General features: G+C 55.8%; 17 protein-coding genes. 9 read left to right on the forward strand and 8 right to left on the reverse strand.

Going from position 1 to position 20582, the window contains the following annotated elements; all coding sequences use genetic code 11:
* Positions 1-102 precede the first annotated feature (102 nt).
* The 5 genes from chiQ (at position 103) to EBA31_RS05020 (ending at position 7376) form a co-directional block, all read left to right on the forward strand.
* The gene (chiQ, locus tag EBA31_RS05000; RefSeq protein ID WP_020825644.1) at positions 103-429 is read left to right on the forward strand and encodes a ChiQ/YbfN family lipoprotein; all 327 of its coding nucleotides are present in this window, start codon (positions 103-105) and stop codon (positions 427-429) included.
* 14 nt (positions 430-443) lie between these two features.
* Positions 444-3101: a beta-N-acetylhexosaminidase gene (locus EBA31_RS05005; RefSeq protein WP_122077588.1), complete on the forward strand. Its 2658-nt coding sequence runs from the start codon at positions 444-446 to the stop codon at positions 3099-3101.
* A gap of 76 nt (positions 3102-3177) precedes the next feature.
* A complete protein-coding gene (locus EBA31_RS05010) occupies positions 3178-4323 on the forward strand; it encodes an MFS transporter (protein WP_122077590.1) in 1146 nt (381 codons plus the stop codon).
* 49 nt (positions 4324-4372) lie between these two features.
* A complete protein-coding gene (gene galE, locus EBA31_RS05015) occupies positions 4373-5425 on the forward strand; it encodes a UDP-glucose 4-epimerase GalE (protein ID WP_122077592.1) in 1053 nt (350 codons plus the stop codon).
* Positions 5415-7376, forward strand: coding sequence for a glycosyltransferase (locus tag EBA31_RS05020; protein ID WP_122077594.1), 1962 nt, complete (start codon positions 5415-5417; stop codon positions 7374-7376). The genes galE and EBA31_RS05020 overlap by 11 nt, the downstream gene beginning before the upstream one ends.
* A 204-nt stretch (positions 7377-7580) precedes the next feature.
* Here EBA31_RS05020 and fur read toward each other — a convergent pair whose 3' ends face one another.
* From fur to ybfF, 4 genes are all read right to left on the reverse strand, one after another.
* On the reverse strand, positions 7581-8027 hold the full coding sequence (gene fur, locus EBA31_RS05025) for a ferric iron uptake transcriptional regulator (protein WP_020825646.1): 447 nt from the start codon (positions 8025-8027) through the stop codon (positions 7581-7583).
* 319 nt (positions 8028-8346) lie between these two features.
* Positions 8347-8886 carry a flavodoxin FldA gene (gene fldA / locus EBA31_RS05030; RefSeq protein ID WP_048759474.1) on the reverse strand — a complete coding sequence of 180 codons (540 nt, stop codon included), beginning with the start codon at positions 8884-8886 and terminating at the stop codon, positions 8347-8349.
* Between the two features lie 229 nt (positions 8887-9115).
* Positions 9116-9403 (reverse strand): LexA regulated protein, encoded by a 288-nt coding sequence (ybfE, locus tag EBA31_RS05035; RefSeq protein ID WP_004949692.1) that lies wholly within the window; start codon positions 9401-9403, stop codon positions 9116-9118.
* Positions 9404-9694: 291 nt separating this feature from the next.
* On the reverse strand, positions 9695-10468 hold the full coding sequence (gene ybfF / locus EBA31_RS05040; protein WP_122077596.1) for an esterase: 774 nt from the start codon (positions 10466-10468) through the stop codon (positions 9695-9697).
* 309 nt (positions 10469-10777) lie between these two features.
* On the opposite strand from ybfF, the gene seqA reads away from it, so the two are divergent.
* From seqA to EBA31_RS05060, 4 genes are all read left to right on the forward strand, one after another.
* Entirely contained in the window at positions 10778-11317 is a 540-nt protein-coding gene (gene seqA / locus EBA31_RS05045) for a replication initiation negative regulator SeqA (protein WP_122077598.1), read from the forward strand.
* A 77-nt stretch (positions 11318-11394) separates the two neighbouring features.
* Complete coding sequence (gene pgm, locus EBA31_RS05050) at positions 11395-13038, forward strand: phosphoglucomutase (alpha-D-glucose-1,6-bisphosphate-dependent) (RefSeq protein WP_046375073.1); 1644 nt, start codon at positions 11395-11397, stop codon at positions 13036-13038.
* A gap of 187 nt (positions 13039-13225) precedes the next feature.
* On the forward strand, positions 13226-13888 hold the full coding sequence (locus EBA31_RS05055; RefSeq protein WP_048759473.1) for a PadR family transcriptional regulator: 663 nt from the start codon (positions 13226-13228) through the stop codon (positions 13886-13888).
* Positions 13888-14187, forward strand: coding sequence for a DUF3861 domain-containing protein (locus EBA31_RS05060; RefSeq protein WP_122077599.1), 300 nt, complete (start codon positions 13888-13890; stop codon positions 14185-14187). The genes EBA31_RS05055 and EBA31_RS05060 overlap by 1 nt, the downstream gene beginning before the upstream one ends.
* A 27-nt stretch (positions 14188-14214) precedes the next feature.
* Here the strand turns inward: EBA31_RS05060 and kdpE are convergent, their stop codons facing one another.
* The 4 genes from kdpE to kdpB form a co-directional block, all read right to left on the reverse strand.
* Positions 14215-14904 (reverse strand): two-component system response regulator KdpE, encoded by a 690-nt coding sequence (kdpE, locus tag EBA31_RS05065; RefSeq protein ID WP_046374274.1) that lies wholly within the window; start codon positions 14902-14904, stop codon positions 14215-14217.
* A gap of 18 nt (positions 14905-14922) precedes the next feature.
* On the reverse strand, positions 14923-17616 hold the full coding sequence (gene kdpD, locus EBA31_RS05070) for a two-component system sensor histidine kinase KdpD (RefSeq protein WP_020825654.1): 2694 nt from the start codon (positions 17614-17616) through the stop codon (positions 14923-14925).
* A gap of 200 nt (positions 17617-17816) precedes the next feature.
* Positions 17817-18386: a potassium-transporting ATPase subunit KdpC gene (kdpC, locus tag EBA31_RS05075; RefSeq protein ID WP_048759470.1), complete on the reverse strand. Its 570-nt coding sequence runs from the start codon at positions 18384-18386 to the stop codon at positions 17817-17819.
* A gap of 19 nt (positions 18387-18405) precedes the next feature.
* Entirely contained in the window at positions 18406-20475 is a 2070-nt protein-coding gene (gene kdpB / locus EBA31_RS05080; RefSeq protein ID WP_020825656.1) for a potassium-transporting ATPase subunit KdpB, read from the reverse strand.
* Positions 20476-20582: the final 107 nt, after the last annotated feature.

Genomic DNA, 20582 nt, shown 5'->3' on the forward strand with positions numbered 1-20582 from the left:
GCTTGCGAGTTGCAGCTGGTGCAGATAACAACGCTGCGGCTTGAAAGATGGCGGGTATATTCCCCGGCGGCAGCGCCGGGGTCATTTAACGGGAATAACACGATGAAAAAAATCATGATGATGTTGGCTGCGGTAGCCACGTTGAGCGCCTGCGTACAGCCTGCGGCGCCGCCGGAAGATGCCAAATTGAAACAGGCCTACAGCGCCTGTATCAACACCGCGGAGGGCTCACCGGAAAAGTTGCAGTCATGCCAGGCAGTGCTGAACGTACTGAAACAAGAGAAACAGCATCAACAGTTCGCCGAGAAAGAAACGGTGCGGGTGATGGATTATCAAAACTGCATTCAGGCAGTTCATAGCGGTAACGGCCAGGCTTATGACGCCAAATGTGGCCAGATTTGGAAAGAGATCCGCGATAACAACAATTAAGGACGATGATAAAAATGAATAAATTCAAATTGAGCGCGCTTGCCGCACTGACGGCAACCATTGGGTTATTTGGCAGCGTGGGGAACGCGATGGCCAATCAGCCGCTGGTGGATCAACTGAGCCAGCTGAAACTGAATTTGAAAATGGTCGATAACCGGGCAGCCGAAAACGGTCTGGATTGCGGCAAGTTGGGTGCTGACTGGGCGGCTTGCAACAAGGTACTGATCGGCCTGACCAACGACAATCAGGAGATCAACGGTCAGGACTGGGCGATTTACTTTCACAGCGCTCGTCAGACCCTGCGGGTGGATAACGACCAGTTCAAGATATCTCACCTGACCGGTGATCTGTACAAGCTGGAACCTACCGACAAATTTACCGGCTTCCCTGCGGGGAAAACGGTAGAGATCCCGATTATCACTGAATATTGGCAACTGTTTAAAACCGACTTCGTGCCACGTTGGTACGCCACCTCGGGCGATGCCAAGCCTAAAATTCTGGTCAATACCGATACCGAAGATCTGAACCAGTTCGTTGCGCCCTTTACCGGCGACCAGTGGAAGCGTACCAAAGACGACAATAACATCCTGATGACGCCGGCCTCGCGCTTTACGAAAAACGCCGAGCTAAAAACCTTACCCACCGCGTCGTTACGCGGTCAGATAGTGCCAACGCCGTTGCAGGTTAAAGTGTATGCGCAGGATGTTGATCTGAGCAAAGGCGTTGCATTGGAGCTGAGCGCATTGTCCAAACCGGCGGCGGACGCCGTAGCCCAGCGTTTCGCGCTGTTGGGAATAACCAGTAACGCAGCCGATTATCCGATCAAAACCGATATCCAACCGGGAAAATTCAAAGGCGAGTTGGCGGTACCGGGCGCTTATGAATTGATCATCGGCAAGCAGGAAGCGCGAGTCATTGGTTTCGATCAGACCGGAGTGTTCTATGGCCTGCAGTCCATCTTGTCATTAGTGCCTACCGAAGGCAGCGCCAAAATCGCTACGCTGGAGGCCAAAGATGCGCCACGCTTCCAGTATCGTGGCATCTTCTTGGATGTCGCACGTAACTTCCACCAGAAGGATGCGGTGTTGCGCTTGCTGGACCAAATGGCGGCGTACAAGCTCAATAAATTCCACTTCCATCTGAGTGATGACGAAGGTTGGCGCATCGCCATTCCGGGCTTGCCGGAACTGACCGAAGTCGGTGGGCAGCGTTGCCACGACTTGAGCGAAACCACCTGCCTGTTGCCGCAGTATGGCCAGGGGCCGGAGGTTTATGGCGGCTTCTTCTCTCGCCAGGATTACATCGACATTATCAAATACGCCAAGGCGCGCCAGATTGAAGTGATCCCGGAAATCGATATGCCGGCGCATGCCCGTGCGGCGGTGGTCTCAATGGAAGCGCGCTATAAGAAACTGCATGCCGCCGGTAAAGAACAAGAGGCCAACGAGTTCCGTTTAGTGGATCCAACCGATACCTCTAACACCACCTCGGTGCAGTACTTCAACCGCCAAAGCTACCTCAACCCTTGCCTGGATTCATCCAAACGTTTTGTCGACAAGGTGATCGGCGAGATTGCCCAGATGCATAAAGAGGCCGGGCAGCCGCTGAGTACTTGGCACTTTGGCGGTGACGAGGCGAAAAACATCCGGTTAGGTGCTGGTTATACTGATGTGAACAAGCCGGAAGCCGGCAAAGGCATCATCGATCAGAGCAAAGAAGACAAGCCATGGGCAAAATCTCAGGTCTGCCAGGCGATGATCAAAGATGGCAAGGTCGCCGATATGGAGCACCTGCCAAGCTACTTCGGAGTAGAAGTCAGCCAATTGGTGAAAGCGCATGGGATCGACAGAATGCAAGCCTGGCAGGATGGCCTGAAAGATGCCAAAAACGCCAAGGCCTTTGCTACCCAGCGTGTCGGGGTTAACTTCTGGGATACGCTGTATTGGGGCGGGTTCGACAGTGCCAACGACTGGGCGAACAAGGGCTACGAACTGATCCTTTCAAACCCGGATTATGTCTACATGGACTTCCCGTATGAGGTGAACCCGGACGAGCGTGGTTACTACTGGGGAACGCGTTTCAGCGATGAACAGAAAATGTTCAGCTTTGCGCCAAACAACCTGCCGCAAAACGCCGAAACCTCGGTTGATCGCGATGGTAATCACTTTACCGCCAAGAGCGACAAGCCCTGGCCGGGGGCTTACGGTATTTCCGCGCAGATGTGGAGCGAAACCCAGCGTACCGACGAGCAAATGGAGTACATGATCTTCCCTCGTTCGCTGTCGGTGGCCGAGCGCGCATGGCACCGGGCAGAGTGGGAGCAGGATTACCGGGCGGGCCGGGAGTATAAAGGCGGCGAAACCCACTTCATCGATACCAAGAAGCTGGACCGCGATTGGCTGCGCTTTGCCAACCTGCTCGGTCAGCGTGAACTGGCAAAACTGGACAAAGGTGGTGTGAACTACCGGTTGCCGGTGCCAGGCGCCCGAGTGGTGGGAGGCAAGCTGGAAGCCAATATTTCGCTGCCGGGTCTGGGCATTGAATATTCCACCGACGGCGGCAAGCAGTGGCAGCGTTACGATGCCAAGGCCAAGCCTGGGGTTAGCGGTGAAGTACAAATCCGCGCGGTGAGCCCGGACGGCAAGCGTTATAGTCGCGCCGAGAAAGTGTAACTCCTGAACCACGGCCCGTCTGTTCGCAGGCGGGCCGTTATTGATGGTTAACAGCAGCGACCGGCGGTAATCAGCGATGAATTCGATACGGCTGACCTTTATGGTCGTTGCTTTTTTTTCTGGCATTGCCGGGGCACTGCAAATACCGACCCTGAGCCTGTTCCTCACCACCGAGGTTCGGGTGACTTCATTATGGGTCGGTTTTTTTTATGCGGTTAATGCCGGGGTCGGCATTATTGTCAGTTTTTTGCTGGCGAAAAAATCAGATCGTCAGCGTGACCGGCGCCATTTGATTTTAATCTGTTATTTATTGGCGGCGGGAAACTGTCTGCTATTTGCTTTTAATCGCAATTATCTGACGTTAATTACCGCAGGCGTGCTGTTAACCGCCATCGCCAATACTGCGATACCACAGTTATTCGCCCTGGCGCGTGAATACGGGGAACGGTCATCGCAAAACGTGGCGATGTTCAGCGCCATCATGCGCGCCCAACTCTCTCTGGCCTGGGTCTTTGGCCCGCCATTGGCTTTTATGCTGGTGGTGAATTATGGCTTTACGGCGATGTTTATGTTTGCTGCCGGCATATTCCTGCTGGTCACGCTGCTGGCTTGGTGGATATTACCCGAGGTGGCTCGCCCGCCTGTGGGCAATGAAATCGGCATACCGCAAAAAACGGTCTTCGATAAAGATATTAGCCGGTTGTTTTTCGCCTCGGTATTGATGTGGACCTGCAGCGCCATGTATCTGATTGATGTGCCGCTGTATATCACGGCCGAGTTGGGTTTGCCGCAAAGTCTGACCGGTTGGATGATGGGCATCGCGGCCGCGATAGAAATCCCCATCATGATCCTGGTAGGCCGATATGTAAATCGGGTGGGCAAGCGCCTGATGATGGCGGGGGCGATGGTGGCCGGCATACTGTTTTATGCCGGGATGCTGTGGTTTACCTCGGCCGCTGGGTTGCTGGTCTGGCAGCTGTTTAACGCGATATTTATCGGCATTCTCGCCACCGTCGGCATGCTGTATTTCCAGGACTTGATGCCGGAGCGGGCGGGCATGGCCACCACGTTGTTCACCAACAGCATTTCCACCGGTGTGATCCTGGCCGGAATATTACAAGGGATCCTGACCGAGTACGGGCCGCATTCCTCCGTTTATCTGTTAGCCATATTACTGCTTTGTATTGCTTTACCTGTCGGTTTTAAAACCCGGGAAGTCTAGGTGGTTTCTGAGTGAGTCGTTTATTTTTAAACACAAACAAGGATATATGATGGCTATATTGGTGACGGGCGGCGCCGGTTATATCGGCTCGCATACGGTATTGGCACTGTTAGAAAGGGGGGAGGAAGTTGTCGTACTGGACAACCTGTCCAACAGTTCGCCAGAGTCTTTGTTTCGGGTGGAGCGATTAACCGGTAAAAAAGTAATTTTTTATCAGGGAGATATCCAGCAACATCATTTGCTGGATCATATCTTTCGCCAGCATGATGTTCATGCGGTTATTCATCTTGCGGGTTTGAAGTCGGTCAGAGAATCTACCGAAGAGCCACTGAAATATTATCAAAATAATATTTCCGGCTCATTGATCGTACTGGACAGAATGCGCCATGCTGGCGTTAAGCAATTTATTTTCAGCTCTTCAGCCACCGTCTATGGGCCGGCAGAATATACCCCACTGACGGAAAGCTGTCGTGTTGGGCAGACCACCAATCCTTACGGAACCTCAAAGCTGATTGTCGAGCAGATCCTGGCGGAGTTCGCTTCAACGGCACCGCAGATGGCAATCACCGCGCTGCGTTACTTTAATCCGGCCGGGGCGCACGAGTCCGGCTTGATTGGTGAGGATCCCGCCGGCATTCCCAATAATCTTCTGGCTTATCTGGCGCAGGTGGCTATTGGCAAACTCGCGGTGTTGCCGGTGTATGGCAACGACTACCCTACCAGCGATGGTACCGGGGTACGTGATTACATTCACGTTATGGATTTGGCCGAAGGGCATTTAAAAGCGCTGGATAACCTGCAGCCAGGATTTAACGTCTATAACCTGGGCACCGGTAAAGGCTACTCGGTGCTGGAGATTATTCGGGCGTTTGAACGCGCCTGCGGCTTCAAAATCGCCTACCAATTTAATCCCCGGCGTGCGGGAGATATTGCCGAGTGTTGGTCCGACCCGTCTCTGGCGGCAGAGAAGCTGGGCTGGCAAGCCAAACGCAGTCTGGAAAAAATGGTGCGCGATGCCTGGTCATGGCAGAGCAAAAATCCACAGGGTTATGGCTCTTCGGTGCCGCTGTCATCGATAAGGATGCTGGCCGATGAAGCTTAACGACGGGCATTTGGGGGTTATGCAGGATGATCTGTTCCGGGCTGAATATGAGGCGCGGATCAACGATCTAAAGTTTGAGTTTGTGAAATATCAACGTGAGGCTTCGTTGCTGCTGCTGGAGCGTTATCAGCGCGGTGTCGCGCAACTGCGTGAGTGGCGGGCTGCACATGGACATTTATTCGATGCCGCCCGCTGTTCTTCACTATTTTGTGTGCCTACTCGCCCGCTGGCTGCGAGTGAAAAACGGCTGCACCGGATCTGGCTGGGGGGCGCGATACCTGACGACGCCAGAGAGGTTATCTCCCAGTGGGGGGCCGCGCAGCAGGCGGTGGCTAGCACCGAGACGAATGACTGGGTCGGCATGTTATGGGTTTGGGACGCACAGCAGCTGGCAAGGGATGCGTATTTCATCCCCGTACCGGTGATAAAAGGCGGCTACCTGGGGGAGTATGATGCGGGCAACCATCGCCTGCAGGTGCATTCGCTGAGCGAACTGGCGCAAAAAAGGGTCGGCGACAACCTGGGCTTTATCCATCAACTGCACGATAAGCGCTATTACGCCACGCTTTCCGACTACTTCCGTTTTCTGATTTTGATCGAGATGGGGGGGCTGTATATGGATATCGATACCATACCCCACCGGTCGGCGACGCTGTTTTTGATCAAACCAGAGGTGCCTGATTATCTTCAGTTCCTGGCTGAGGGCGAGGTCAGCCACGTCAGCTGGTTGAATCTGTTTCTCGATGAAACCGGCATGATAGTCAGCCGCAAGGGCGATATCTCACTGTGCCGAATGCTGGCGGGGTTGGATCAGATCTATGCGGCGGAAAGCGGCGAAGTCCCGGACAAGAATTCGGATTATGAACGCAAACTGTTTGATCCCTTTTATCAGCTGTGGAGTCGCCACATAGGCCGCTCTTTCCTCAGTCACGATCGCTTCTGCCAGGATTATGGCGTCCATTATGATGCGCACCCACAGGTCGTCACCTGCGGTATTCGCGGAATGCGTCTGCTGGAGGATGTGATCACCAATGAACGACTACCGCTGTCGCAGGAAGAGCAACACAGCTACCGGCAATGCGTCAGCCGGCTGGAGCAGGTGGACTGGCAGCTTGAGCAGCCGCTGGATCTGGCACGTTATGCGGAAATATTTACCGTTGATGAAGTGCCGCGTATGGCCTATCCAGCGCAGATCCGTTCCGATATTGACCATTACCACTATTATTCCGTACTTTCCCATGACCGCACGCTTGATCGGGTAAACCAGCTATTTGGCGAGTACCTGATCGCCGATAACCGGCGGCAGATTACGGCGGGTAATTACTGGTGTCCGACCGCTGGGGTAGGGGGGGCGGTTTTGCCGGAGCCGGGTGGGGCATTGCATTTTCTGCCTGGACACCAGGCGAGTGAAACAGATAAAACCCGTATGGCGAAGCTGATTTTCAGTACCAGCTACCTTGAGTACTGTTCTGTTGGCAATCGAGCCGGGCTGGATCTGGTGTCATTACAGCAGGCGCAAAATATTGAGCCTTATCTGGGGCTGATCACGGTAGCTTACGATCGGCGTGGAGAGTTTGTCGGTTTTTTTAATGCGGCCACCATTAGCGAGCTGTATGGCATAGAAGCGGATTATCATTATCGCGATGAAATAAGGCCGCTTGATGAGGCTTATGACAGCTTTGTCCAAAGCCAGTGCACTGAGGATGACTATTTCATCTGCAGTCTGGCGATTGAGAGCCAATTCCGCGGGCTAGGGCATTTTAACCAGCTGTTTGCGCAGATAAGGCAGCGAGCACAACAGCACCAGGCGAAAAATATCGTGCTGTGCGTATGGCAACGCAGTGATGCCAGCCAAATCTATCTGAACAAGGGGTTCCGTGTTCGAGGTGTATTCGATCACGCCTGGTCGCTGTTTTTTGATCGGTTGCTGTTTCTTGAGTATGAGCTGTGAAGAGGTTTGCCCATCCGCGTGTCGGCGGGTGAGGGAGTGCTGAGAGTGTAAGTGGGAAGCGAGAGAAGTGCTGTAGAGAAGTGCCGCTGCAATTGTTGTATTTAACGCTGTAAACTTTCCCCGGCCTGTCCGGGGATTTTTTATCCTATTATCGCAGGCACAAAAAAACCGCCGTTAAGGCGGTTCTCAATGCCGGTTAGGACATTATTTTTTGTCGTGCAGGGTGTCGTCTTCGCGGCAGTCACCTGTTTCACAGTGGCCGTACAGGTACAGGCTGTGGTTGGTGAGCTTGATGCCGTGTTGTTTGGCGATATCACGCTGACGCACTTCGATAGACTCATCGCTGAATTCGATCACTTTGCCGCAATCCAGGCAAATCAGGTGATCGTGGTGATGTTGCTGGGTCAATTCGAACACGGACTTGCCGCCTTCGAAGTTGTGACGGGTCACAATGCCGGCATCATCAAATTGGTTCAGTACGCGGTAAACCGTAGCCAGGCCAATTTCTTCGCCCATATCTATCAGTTTTTTGTACAGATCTTCCGCACTGACGTGATGGCATTCCGGATTTTGCAGTACTTCCAGGATTTTGAGTCGCGGAAGCGTGACTTTTAAGCCGGCTTTCTTCAATGCGGTGTTGTTGTCAGTCATGCGGATTCAGTCCTGTTACTATGCTAATCAAGTTGAGGCGTTCTCGCCTTTGGCATCGGTCGGCACAAAGAGTTAATTGCGTCTCATTATAGAACCGGTTGCTCTAAATGGAAACCGCCGGTTGTTAACAAAGCTATAATTGCACAATTGCATGTTATACATGCAACGTCTTGATGAATGGGATAAACCGAAAACTCAGTCTACCTTGATGGTGTGGGAAGTTACAAATCTGTAGCTTCTATTGCAGTAATTTGTACTGCCAATGATGGCCCTGCCGGCACACTATGCACTTTGCAGGGCTTTTGTTCAACCTTTGGCGTTACCCGACGATTTCGGCCAGGCTTAGCTCTTCGACGATTTGTTTTACCCAGCCTTCAACACGTTCGTTGGTCAGTTCAGGTTGGCGATCTTCGTCAATGGCCAGGCCGATGAAATGGCTGTCGTTGGCCAAGCCTTTGGACGCTTCAAAGTGGTAACCCTTGGTCGGCCAGTGGCCTACGATCGCGGCGCCACGCGGTTCAATGATGTCGCGAATGGTACCCATCGCATCACAGAAATACTCTGCGTAGTCTTCCTGATCGCCACAGCCGAACAGCGCAACCAGCTTGCCGTTGAAGTCAATTTCTTCCAGCGTTGGGAAGAAATCGTCCCAGTCGCACTGCGCTTCGCCGTAGTACCAGGTTGGGATACCGAGCAGCAGGATATCGAAAGCTTCCAGATCTTCTTTGCTGCTTTTGGCGATGTCATGAATTTCAGCCACCTCTTTACCAAACTGCTGCTGAAGAATTTTCTGGATCATCTTGGCAATGTTTTCGGTATTGCCAGTGTCGCTGCCAAAGAAAATGCCTACATTAGCCATATCGCGTATAACCTTTAAATTCAATAAATTGCATTCACGATGTTAGCGTAGACTACGATAACACCGATTAAAATGATGCCATGGCAAGAGATTATCTCTTACCGGTAAGTGCGTATCATGCCAGAAATTTACCCCGGGTATTTATCACTTTAATGCGATGCCGGGTGGAATAAAGCGGTGTTGATCGGGCGTCATCCTTAACGCCGCGCCGCATGTGCGGCTGCAATGATCAATGTTCTGGCTGCTCGTCCGCCAGTTGTGCCAGCAGCATTTGCTCAATAAGCTCGCTGCGGCTGATATTACGCTGTTCCGCCAGTTTGTTCAGGGCGTCCACCGCATCCGCGTTGATCTTCAGTTCCACACGCCGTAAGCCACGGACTTTATCGCGTCGAAGCTGATTACGCTTATTGATTCTAAGCTGTTCATCTCGGGATAGCGGGTTGGTTTTCGGGCGCCCCGGACGGCGTTCATCTGCGAACAGATCCAGCGTCGTGCGATCCGTTTGTTCTTTTGCCATAGGTAGCGGTACTGCAAGGGAGTTTGCATCAAAAAGCGCTTACACGCTTCCGGACGGTTCGGTTAACACACTTCGGGCCAATAAACCCTAACCCAAATTCACCCCAGCCTGACGTTAGCGAACACGCTCGGCACGGCGGCAAAATTATAGCGCGCCATATTACCCCAGCAGGTAGAGCGACGACAATGCTTAACTGAGCCGAAAACGCGCTAAGCCGTTATCTTTAGCGCGTTTTTTCATCAGATGGTGACTTTGGGAGGGAAACGGCCCATTTGTTGGGCCTGGCGCGACTCAGGCTTCGCCGAGAAAGCGGTGAATGGCGCGCAACACCGCCTCCGGTTTTTCTGCATGAACCCAGTGTCCGGTACCGGCAACGACGTGAGCGCGAGCCTGCGGAAATTGACGGGCAATATCTTCGCGATAGCTGTCCTGCACGTAAGGCGACAGGCCGCCGCGGATAAACAGCGTCGGGTGAGGCCAGGCCGGCACTTCCTGCCAGCCGGTGATGTTCTCGTACTCTTCGATCAGCACCGGCAGATTGAAACGCCATTCGCCTTGATGGAAGGATTTCAGCAGGAACTGGATCACGCCTTCCTCATTCAGGTAGCCGCGCATCAATTCCGCCGCCTGCTGGCGTTGGGTAATGCCGGCGGCGCTTACCGCCTGCAACGCGACAAAAATTTCGTCGTGGCGGCGCGTTTGATAGTCCACCGGCGCAACGTCAATGATGATCAGCTTCTCCACGCGCTGAGGGGCGATTGCCGTCAGCGCCATGGCCGCTTTGCCACCCATCGAGTGGCCAATGACAATCACTTTTTCCAACTGCAAATCGTCCAGCAACGTCAGCAGATCCTGCGCCATCTCCGGGTAGGTCATGACCTCAGAACGCGGTGACAGGCCGTGGTTGCGCAGATCGACTTTAACTACGCTGTGCTGCTGGTTCAGGTCGCGCGCCAGCACGCCCAGGTTGTCCAAATTGCCAAACAGCCCGTGGATCAGGATCACCGGCAATGCATCGGACTCGGTGGCCAGCAGTTGATAATGTAATTTCATGGCGAAGTTCATACTGAGAGAGATTCAGATTAGGTTATCATGATTAAAACACTCGATGAATAAACCCGTCGCCTTTCAAGCGGCAGGGTTGTTCGCTGTACTTGCTGCAACTTAAAATCCATAGGATAAAACGTGGATTTTTCATGGTAAGGTGCAGGTTTGGCAGCGCCGGTGTCCGGTGGGCTATAGGTAATAGTCTGCTTTTGCCGCATTGGGGCACATTGTTATGTTCGCCTCTGCGCTTTTAACCTTATAATCCCATGGCTTGAATGCCGGATCTGGCTTCAGGTTCTAAGTAGAAAAAAACAGTACTGGATAAAGATGAAAACTATTGAAGTCGACGAAGAGCTCTACCGCTATATTGCCAGCCACACGCAACATATTGGTGAGAGCGCGTCCGATATTTTGCGCCGTATGTTGAAATTTACCGCAGGCCAGCCATTGCGGGCCGTACCGGCTGCCAGCGCTCAGAGCGCCGAACAGGATAAGATCGTCGCCGTGCCGCGTCCGCGCGATCGCGTGCGTGCCGTGCGTGAACTGTTGTTGTCGGACGAGTACGCCGAACAGAGCAAAGCGGTAAACCGTTTTATGCTGGTACTTTCCACCCTGTATACCCTCGATGCGGCCGGCTTTGCCAGCGCCACCGATGCGTTGCATGGCCGTACCCGTACCTATTTTGCCGGCGATCAGCAAACCCTGTTGGCGAACGGAACGCACACCAAGCCAAAGCACGTTCCGGGCACGCCTTACTGGGTGATCACCAATACCAATACCGGTCGCAAACGCAGCATGGTTGAACACATCATGCAGGCTATGCAGTTCCCGACGGAACTGACTGAAAAAGTTTGCGGCACTATCTAATTTAGCGAACAGCCCGTCATGGTGGCCGTGAGCGACATATTGCCAGGCCGCAGGACAGGGATTAGGGAGATATGTCGATGGCGAATAACCCACGTGCCGGGCAGCCGGCTCAGCAAAGCGATTTGATCAACGTAGCCCAGCTGACGTCGCAGTACTATGTACTGCAACCTGAAGCGGGCAACGCCGCACACGCGGTCAAGTTCGGGACTTCAGGCCATCGCGGCAGTGCGCTGCGCCACAGCTTTAACGAAGCCCACATTCTCGCTATCGCGCAGGCGATTGCCGAAGTGCGTCATCAGCAGGGCGTGACCGGTCCATGCTACGTGGGCAAAGACACCCATGCGCTGTCGGAGCCTGCCTTCATTTCAGTGCTGGAAGTGTTGAGCGCCAACGGCGTTGATGTGATCGTGCAGGAAAATAATGGCTTCACGCCAACGCCTGCGGTCTCCCATGCCATCCTGTGCCACAACCGTAACGGTGGGGCATTGGCCGATGGCATCGTGATCACCCCGTCCCACAATCCGCCTGAAGATGGCGGCATCAAATATAACCCGACCAACGGCGGCCCGGCGGACACCAATCTGACCTCGGTGATTGAAAAGCGCGCCAATGAACTGCTGTCTCTGCAGTTGAAAGGCGTTCAGCGTCAATCGCTGGATAAGGCCTGGGCCAGCGGCCGTGTGCATGCGCAGGACCTGGTGCAGCCATATGTTGAAGGGCTGGTGGACGTGGTTGATATGCCTGCGATTCAGCGTGCCGGCCTGAAGCTGGGCGTCGATCCGCTCGGCGGTTCCGGCATCGCCTACTGGCAGCGTATCGCCGAGCATTACAAGCTGGATCTGACGCTGGTGAACGATGCTATCGATCAGACCTTCCGCTTTATGCACCTGGACCACGACGGTGTGATCCGTATGGACTGCTCTTCAGAACCGGCGATGGGTGGCCTGCTCGCGCTGCGCGACAAGTTCGACCTGGCGTTTGCCAACGATCCGGATTACGACCGCCACGGCATAGTTACGCCTGCGGGGCTGATGAACCCGAACCATTATCTGGCGGTTGCCATCAACTATCTGTTCCAGCATCGTCCACAGTGGAGTGCTAACGTAGCGGTAGGCAAGACGCTGGTTTCCAGCGCGATGATTGACCGCGTGGTAGCTGATTTGGGCCGCAAGCTGGTGGAAGTGCCGGTGGGCTTCAAATGGTTCGTTGATGGCCTGCATGACGGTAGCCTGGGCTTTGGCGGCGAAGAGAGCGCAGGGGCTTCGTTCCTGCGTTTCAATGCTACCCCGTGGTCTACTGATAAAGACGGTATCATCATGTGCCTGTTGGCGGCGGAAATCACCGCAGTGACCGGCGAAAATCCGCAGCATCACTACGAAGACCTGGCCAAGCGTTTTGGTGCCCCGAGCTACAACCGCATTCAGGCACCGGCAACTTCTGCGCAGAAAGCGGCGTTGTCCAAGCTGTCACCGGAAATGGTCAAAGCCGATACTCTGGCGGGTGATCCTATTACCGCACGTTTGACGGCGGCACCGGGCAACGGCGCATCGATTGGTGGCCTGAAAGTGATGACCGACAACGGTTGGTTCGCAGCACGTCCTTCTGGTACCGAAGAAGCCTACAAGATTTACTGTGAGAGCTTCCTCGGTGCTGAGCACCGTGAAAAGATCGAGCACGAAGCGGTAGAAATCGTCAGCGAAGTGCTGGCTTCTGCCAAGTAAGGCTTCTCTCCCTTGAAAAAAGGCGCTGTTTTAACAGCGCTTTTTTTATGTCTGCAATTTAGATATATCTTTTTCGTTTCTCCCCTCTTGCGCATTTAGATATATCGATCTAGATTAGATATATCGAAGTGACTTAGATATATCTAAATCACCTCGTAAGCTGATTATCCAATGCGAGGTACAGACTATGTTTCACCGTTTAGATTTACACCGTCGTCACGGCTGCCGCCATGACAGCGAAGAAGGGCATGAACATCACCATCGTCGTCGTGGCGGTCGCCATCATTTTGGCGGCGACCATGGTGAAGAGCATGGCCGGGGAGGGCGCGGCGGTCGTGGCGGCCGTCACCGCATGTTTGAACACGGCGATCTGCGGCTGGTGCTGCTGGCGCTGGTGGCGCGTAAACCGAGCCACGGTTACGAACTGATCAAGGCGATCGACGAGGCGTCTTCCGGTCTCTATGTACCAAGCCCAGGGGTGATTTATCCGACACTGACGCTGCTGGAAGAGCAGGATTTCCTCGAGCCGATCACCAGCGGCAACGGCCGTAAAAGCTATCAGATCACCGAGCTGGGCCAGAGTGAATTACAAAAACACCAGGCCGTCGTCGATGTGATCCTGGCCCGTTTGGCCGGTGCCGGTCGCGGCCACCATCATCATGGCAATCTGGCGGAAGGCATCTCCGACGCCATGAACCGCCTGCGCAGTTTGTTGCGTGGCAACGTGATGCGCGCCGACCTTTCGCCACAGCAGGTCGAACGCATCAATGCGGCGCTGCTCACCGCGGTGGCGGCAATTGAAAGTGAAATGAACATTGCTCCAACAGATACAGATAAGGAAAACAACTGATGCCTGGCCACCGTTTCCGCATTACCGTTGAAGCCCTGAGCGATCGCCAAGGCGAGCCCGTTGAGAAAACGCCACTGAGTTTTGAGGTGAAAAACCACGACGATATTCTTGGCATCGTTGAGCGCATCAAAGCGCGCGAAGATCTGAACTTTGGCGAAAATAACAGCGCGGCCTTCGCCGTCGGCTTGAAGCTGTTCTCTGAAGTGATGATCGAAAACCGCAAGCACCCGGTGTTTGCCCCGCTGCGCGAGGCGTTCAAAGAATTTATGGTGGGGCTGAAGAAAGGCCAAAACGTGTAGGGGTGCCGCATGCTGCGCCCTTTCACCTCATGGCATAAAGCGGTAACCGACGCCGGTTTCGGTCAGCAAGTGTTTTGGCCGGGCCGGATCGGCCTCCAGTTTTTGCCGCAGATGCCCCATATAAATTCGCAGATAGTGGCTGTGTTCGACGTAGTTCGGTCCCCAGACGTGGCTTAATAGCTGACGCTGGGTGATGACCTTGCCGGAGTTGGCCAGCAGTTCGGCCAGCAGGCGAAACTCTATCGGTGTCAGATGCAGATCTTCACCCTGGCGCAGTACCCGGCGGTTGATCAGATCGACGGTGATTTCGGAAAAGCTGACCAACGGACTCTCCTGCTGGCTGCCTGAATGGCGGCGCAAGGCGACTCGCACGCGGGCCAGCAGTTCGCCGATGCCAAACGGTTTGCTGAGATAGTCATCCGCCCCGGCGTCCAGCGCGGCAATTTTGTCTTCTTCGGCATTACGCGCCGACAGCACAATCACCGGAATGGCGCTCCACTGGCGTAGATCGCGGATATAGTTAAGCCCGTCACCGTCCGGCAACCCTAAATCGAGAATAATCAGATCCGGCTTGCGCGTGCCGGCTTCAATCAGCCCGCGCTGCAGCGTTTCGCTTTCAAACACCCGTAGCCCCTCACTTTCGAGCGCGGTACGGACGAAGCGCCGGATCTCTTTCTCATCTTCGACAATCAGAATATTGGTTGGCGTGCTGCTCACAAGGCTCCCTGGAGTTGTTTAGAGATCAAAGGCTTCACTGTCTATTTCCGGCGGTTTTTCCAGCGGCAGCACAAAGCGGAAGCTGGCACCGCCGTTAGCGCCGTTTTCCGCCCAAATGCGGCCGCCGTGCACTTCAATAATGGCACGGCAAATCGCTAACCCCAAACCTACGCCGGGAATGGCCGACTCTTTATTGCCGCGGGAAAACTTATCGAAGATAAGCTGTTTTTTCCCTTCAGGAATGCCTGGGCCATCGTCCCAGACTTCGACTTCCAGCCAGTCGGGCAGCGTATGGGCGCGAATGCCGATAGTAGCATCGATACCGGCGTATTTATTGGCATTTTCCAACAGGTTAGTGAAAACCCGCTCCAGCAGGCTGCCGTCGCAATTAACCAATATCAGCTCCGGCGGCAGCTCAACCTTGATCTGGTGTTGGGTCATCAGCGGTTCCAGCATGTGCAGCGAAGCGCCGACGATCTCCTCCAGCGACTGCCACTCTTTTCGCAGGTTAAAGCCACCGGATTGAATGCGTGCCATATCCAGCAGGTTGTTCACCAGCCGCGTGGTGCTCAATACCTGCTGGCGGATCTGACTGGCCTGCGGAGCATGGTTGGAGCCTTCCGCGGCCAGATCGAGCGTCAGAATTTCCGCCTGACCGAACAGCACCGTCAGCGGCGTGCGCAAATCGTGGGACAGCGCCGCCAGCAGCGAGTTGCGCAGCTGCTCCCGCTCGGCGTCCAGTTTTGCTTCCTCGGCGCTGCGCGCCAGATGCAATCGTTCCAGTGCGCTGGCGATCAGCACCGCAAAGGTTTGCAGCAGCCGCTGTTGTTCCGGCACCATCAGTTGGCGCAGGTTACTGGGTTCGATAGCCAGCAGGCCGAAGGTTTGTTTCGACGTGGTGAGCGGGAGCAGTTGGTAAGGCACGCCAGGCAAGGTGTCGGTACCGGCGCCGGCCGGCATGCCCTTGTCGAAACTCCAACGGGCGATAGCCTCATCCACCGACAGCAGCCCGCCCGTTTCGCCAACCATTTGCTGCAGCTTGCCGTCTTCCTGCGGCAGCAGCAGGACGGTTTTGGCCTGGAAGCTGCTGGAAAGGAAGTGGCGGCTGGTTTTGGCGATATCTTCGGTGGTCAGCGCCTGGCTGAGCCCACGTGATATTTCATACAGGTGCCGAGCTCTTTGCTCGCGATAACGGGCCACTCGCGCCTGATAACGCACGCCGGCGGTCAGGTTGCCGATGGTGATGCCGACGATCAGCATGACGCCGAAGGTCAGCAGATACTGCATATCGCTGACGGCAAACGACCATTCAGGCTGGACGAAAAACAGATCAAAGCTGGCGACGTTAATCACCGCCGCCAGTACCGAGGGCCAACGGCCGAAGAACAGCGCGACGATCGCCACCCCGAGCAGATACACCATCACCAGGTTGGCCTGGTCAAAGCCCGGCAACAACCATTGGGAGAGCAGGGTGATCAGGGCGCAGAGTGCAACGGCCACGGCGCAGCCGCGCAATTGCATGCGCCATTTTTCGGTAAAGTTGCGGCCATCATGTTCTTTCCCCTGCGGCGCAGGGGTGTCGTTTTCCAGCGCGACGATCACCAGATCGAGATCGGGTCCCAGGCGACCGAGACGATCGGCAAAGCTGCCGCGCAGTTTCCAGCGTTGTTCGCTGCGGCGGCCGATAATGATTTTGCCCAGGTTATGTTCGCGGGCATAGCGCAACACCGCACGTTCTTCATAAGGTTCAGACAGGGTAGCGGTTTCAGCCCCCAACTCCTGCGCCAGCCGCAGCGCCCGCAGGATCGCCCGGCGTTGATTTTCCGGCAAGCGGTGCAGTTTCGGTGTTTCTACATACACCGCGTGCCAGTGGCAACCCAATCGGGCCGCCAGCCGCGCCGCGATACGCACCAGTTTCTCATTGCCGCTGCTATGCCCCACGCACAGCAAAATGCTGTCGCGAGTGTGCCATACCCGCTCGCGGCCCTGAGTATCGCGAAAGGCGCGCATCTGGTCATCAACCCGGTCGGCGGTGCGGCGCAGCGCCAGTTCGCGCAGCGCGATCAGATTGCCCTTGCGGAAAAAGTGCTCGATGGCGCGCTCGGCCTGGCCGGGAATGTACACCTTGCCTTCATTTAATCGCTGACGAAGATCGTCTGGCGGCAGGTCAACCAGCACCACCTCGGTGGCCTCGTCGAACACGTGATCGGGCACCGTTTCACGTACCCGCACGCCGGTCACGCCGCCGACCACGTCGTTCAGGCTTTCCAGATGTTGGACATTGACGGTGGTCAGCACGTCGATACCGGCGTCCAACAGCTCTTCCACATCCTGCCAGCGCTTCGGATGGCGCGAACCGTAGGCGTTACTGTGCGCCAGCTCATCCATCAGGATCAGTGCCGGGTGGCGTGCCAGCGCGGCATCGAGATCAAATTCCTGCACTAAGCGTCCGCGATGCTGGATGCGTTTTTGCGCCAGCAGATCCAAGCCGTTCAGCAGCGCTGCGGTTTCGCTGCGGCCATGGGTTTCCACCACGCCGACCAGCACGTCCAACCCCTGGCTGCGCAGCCGCTGGGCTTCCTGCAGCATGGCGTAGGTTTTGCCCACCCCGGCACAGGCGCCGAAGAAAACCTTCAACCGGCCGCGGGGCTTTTCATTGGCCAGCGCCAGCAGGCTGTCAGGGTCAGGGCGTTGTTGTTCCTCATCCACCATCGGAGTTCCTTTTGCAGCAATGTACCCGTCATACTGCAAGCTGCTTGGGTGTTGGCTGCCTTCACTCACCCCAGTCGCTTACTCGAGTAAGCTCCTGGGGATTCACTCAGTTGCCGCCTACAAGCAACTCGAATTATTTTGGGTATATATATCGGGTTCGGCACGCCGAACCCGATACTTATCCTTTAACACGCAACGGATTATTTCAATGCGTCGAGCGCCAGGTTCAATTTCAGCACGTTTACCACCGACTCGCCCATAAAGTTGGGGGTGGCCTGATCGGTGCTTTGATCAATCAGCTTGGCGATTTGCTCCGGCGGTAGTTGGCGCGCCGCCGCAACCCGGGCCAGTTGATATTGCGCCGCCGCGAGAGAGATCTGCGGATCCAGTCCGCTCCCCGAAGCCGTCAGCAGATCGACCGGGATCGGGCCCTTCATCGCCGGGTTGGCCAGACGCAATTGCGCGGCACGCTCGGCGATGGCTTTATCCAGCGCCGGGTTGGTGGCGGCCAGGTTGCTGCCGGCGGACGCCATCGCATTATAGGCCGAATCGCCGGTGGCAGAAGGGCGGCCCCAGAAATACTCGGGTTTGGTAAAGTTTTGGCCGATTAACGCGGAGCCGACCACCTTATCGCCCTGATACAGCAGCGAACCGTTGGCCGCGCCGGAAAACAGCAGCTGTGAAAGTCCGGTCGTCAGCAACGGGTAGGCGATACCGGTAATCAACGTCAGCAGGATCAACATCACCAACGAAGGGCGTAAATAAGACATTTTCATTTCCTCTCAATGATTAACCGGCGATGTGCAAGGCGACCAGGATCAGGTCGATCAGCTTGATGCCGACAAAAGGCACCAACAGACCGCCCACGCCATAGAGCCACAGGTTGCGTCGCAGCAGTGCCGCTGCGCTCATCGGTTTATAGCTCACCCCTTTCAGCGCCAGCGGGATCAGGAATACGATCACCAGGGCGTTGAAGATCACCGCCGACATAATGGCGGAGGCTGGGGAGTGCAAATGCATCACGTTCAGGGCGTTAAGCTGCGGATAGGTTGCCGCAAACGCCGCCGGGATAATGGCGAAATACTTGGCCACGTCGTTGGCGATGCTGAAGGTGGTCAATGAACCGCGCGTCATCAGCATTTGTTTGCCGATGTGCACCACTTCAATCAACTTGGTCGGGTTAGAGTCCAGATCGACCATGTTGCCCGCCTCTTTGGCGGCCTGAGTGCCCGAGTTCATCGCCACCGCCACATCAGCCTGAGCCAGCGCTGGGGCGTCGTTGGTGCCGTCACCGGTCATCGCTACCAGACGGCCTTCCGCCTGATATTGGCGAATCAACGCCAGCTTGGCTTCCGGCGTCGCTTCTGACAGGAAGTCGTCTACCCCGGCTTCGGCGGCGATCGCGGCGGCGGTCAGTGGGTTATCACCGGTGATCATCACCGTTTTGATGCCCATTTTACGCAGCTCGGCGAAACGCTCTTTAATGCCGCCCTTGACGATATCCTTCAGCGCTACCACGCCCAATACGCGCGGGCCTTCTGCTACCACCAGCGGCGTGCCGCCAGTGCGCGCCACGCTGGCGACCAGTTCGTCCACCGCCTGCGGGAAGTGGCCCTGATTGGACTCCACGTGACGACGAATGGCGTCCACCGCGCCTTTGCGGATCATCCGGTCCTGCACGTTGACGCCGCTCATGCGCGTTTGGGCGGAGAAGGGCACGAAAGTGGCGTTCAGCGCCTGCAGGTCACGTTCGCGCAGGTTGAAGCGTTGCTTCGCCAGCACCACGATGCTACGGCCTTCCGGCGTTTCATCCGCCAGGGATGACAGCTGGGCCGCGTCGGCCAGATCTTGCTCCTTCACGCCCGGCGCAGGCAAGAACTCGGAGGCCTGACGGTTACCCAGCGTAATGGTGCCGGTTTTGTCCAGCAGCAGCACATCAACGTCACCAGCGGCTTCCACCGCACGCCCGCTGGTGGCGATCACGTTGGCCCCCAGCATTCGGCTCATCCCGGCCACGCCAATGGCCGACAGCAACCCGCCGATGGTGGTAGGGATCAGGCAGACCAGCAGCGCCACCAGCACGGTAATGGTGACTACCGAACCGCCGTTGGCGGCGTCCACGCTGTACTGCGAGAACGGAAACAGCGTCGCGGTCGCCAGCACGAACACGATGGTCAGTGCGACTAGCAGAATGGTCAACGCTACTTCGTTCGGGGTTTTACGCCGTTTGGCGCCTTCCACCATGGCGATCATCCTGTCGAGGAAGGTTTCGCCCGGGTTAACGCTGCACTGCACCACCAGCCAGTCGGACAGCACGCGGGTACCGCCGGTCACCGACGAGAAGTCACCGCCGGATTCGCGGATCACCGGGGCAGATTCGCCGGTAATGGCGCTTTCGTCCACGGAGGCGCCACCTTCCAGCACTTCGCCGTCGCAGGGGATGGTATCGCCGGCTTCCACCAGTACGATGTCACCCTTGCGCAGGCTTTCGGCGGACACTTTCTCGGTGGCACCATCACGGCGCGGCGCGGCCAATTTTTTCGCCCAACTGGTTTTCTTGGTGCCCCTCAGGCTTTCCGCCTGGGCTTTGCTGCGCCCTTCGGCCAGCGCTTCGGCAAAGTTGGCGAACAGCACGGTGAACCACAGCCACAGAGCGATACTGCCGGTGAAAGCCGCGCTGCCGTCGGTCTGTCCGGCGAGGATCGCCAGCCAGATGGCCGTAGTCAGGATGCTGCCTATATACACCACGAACATCACCGGGTTACGCCACTGGGTGCGTGGATCCAGCTTTTTCAGCGCATCGATCAGCGCGGTACGGACCAGTGCCGGTTCAAACAGCGCACGTTGTTTGCGAGTCATCTCTTAATCTCTCTCTTTATTTCATTCCCTATGGATTTCGAGTTGCAACTAGGCACCCAACTCGCTCATCCCCAGGCGCTTACTTGAGTAAGTAACTGGGGTGAGCG

The sequence above is a fragment of the Serratia sp. P2ACOL2 genome, from assembly GCF_003691565.1.
Taxonomy (GTDB): Bacteria; Pseudomonadota; Gammaproteobacteria; order Enterobacterales; family Enterobacteriaceae; genus Serratia; species Serratia liquefaciens.

Bases quoted from the DNA above. Each gene is read 5' to 3' on its own strand.
- chiQ (WP_020825644.1), top strand. From the start codon at position 103: ATGAAAAAAATCATGATGATGTTGGCTGCGGTAGCCACGTTGAGCGCC.
- EBA31_RS05005 (WP_122077588.1), top strand. From the start codon at position 444: ATGAATAAATTCAAATTGAGCGCGCTTGCCGCACTGACGGCAACCATT.
- EBA31_RS05010 (WP_122077590.1), top strand. From the start codon at position 3,178: ATGAATTCGATACGGCTGACCTTTATGGTCGTTGCTTTTTTTTCTGGC.
- galE (WP_122077592.1), top strand. From the start codon at position 4,373: ATGGCTATATTGGTGACGGGCGGCGCCGGTTATATCGGCTCGCATACG.
- EBA31_RS05020 (WP_122077594.1), top strand. From the start codon at position 5,415: ATGAAGCTTAACGACGGGCATTTGGGGGTTATGCAGGATGATCTGTTC.
- fur (WP_020825646.1), bottom strand. From the start codon at position 8,027: ATGACTGACAACAACACCGCATTGAAGAAAGCCGGCTTAAAAGTCACG.
- fldA (WP_048759474.1), bottom strand. From the start codon at position 8,886: ATGGCTAATGTAGGCATTTTCTTTGGCAGCGACACTGGCAATACCGAA.
- ybfE (WP_004949692.1), bottom strand. From the start codon at position 9,403: ATGGCAAAAGAACAAACGGATCGCACGACGCTGGATCTGTTCGCAGAT.
- ybfF (WP_122077596.1), bottom strand. From the start codon at position 10,468: ATGAACTTCGCCATGAAATTACATTATCAACTGCTGGCCACCGAGTCC.
- seqA (WP_122077598.1), top strand. From the start codon at position 10,778: ATGAAAACTATTGAAGTCGACGAAGAGCTCTACCGCTATATTGCCAGC.
- pgm (WP_046375073.1), top strand. From the start codon at position 11,395: ATGGCGAATAACCCACGTGCCGGGCAGCCGGCTCAGCAAAGCGATTTG.
- EBA31_RS05055 (WP_048759473.1), top strand. From the start codon at position 13,226: ATGTTTCACCGTTTAGATTTACACCGTCGTCACGGCTGCCGCCATGAC.
- EBA31_RS05060 (WP_122077599.1), top strand. From the start codon at position 13,888: ATGCCTGGCCACCGTTTCCGCATTACCGTTGAAGCCCTGAGCGATCGC.
- kdpD (WP_020825654.1), bottom strand. From the start codon at position 17,616: ATGGTGGATGAGGAACAACAACGCCCTGACCCTGACAGCCTGCTGGCG.
- kdpC (WP_048759470.1), bottom strand. From the start codon at position 18,386: ATGTCTTATTTACGCCCTTCGTTGGTGATGTTGATCCTGCTGACGTTG.
- kdpB (WP_020825656.1), bottom strand. From the start codon at position 20,475: ATGACTCGCAAACAACGTGCGCTGTTTGAACCGGCACTGGTCCGTACC.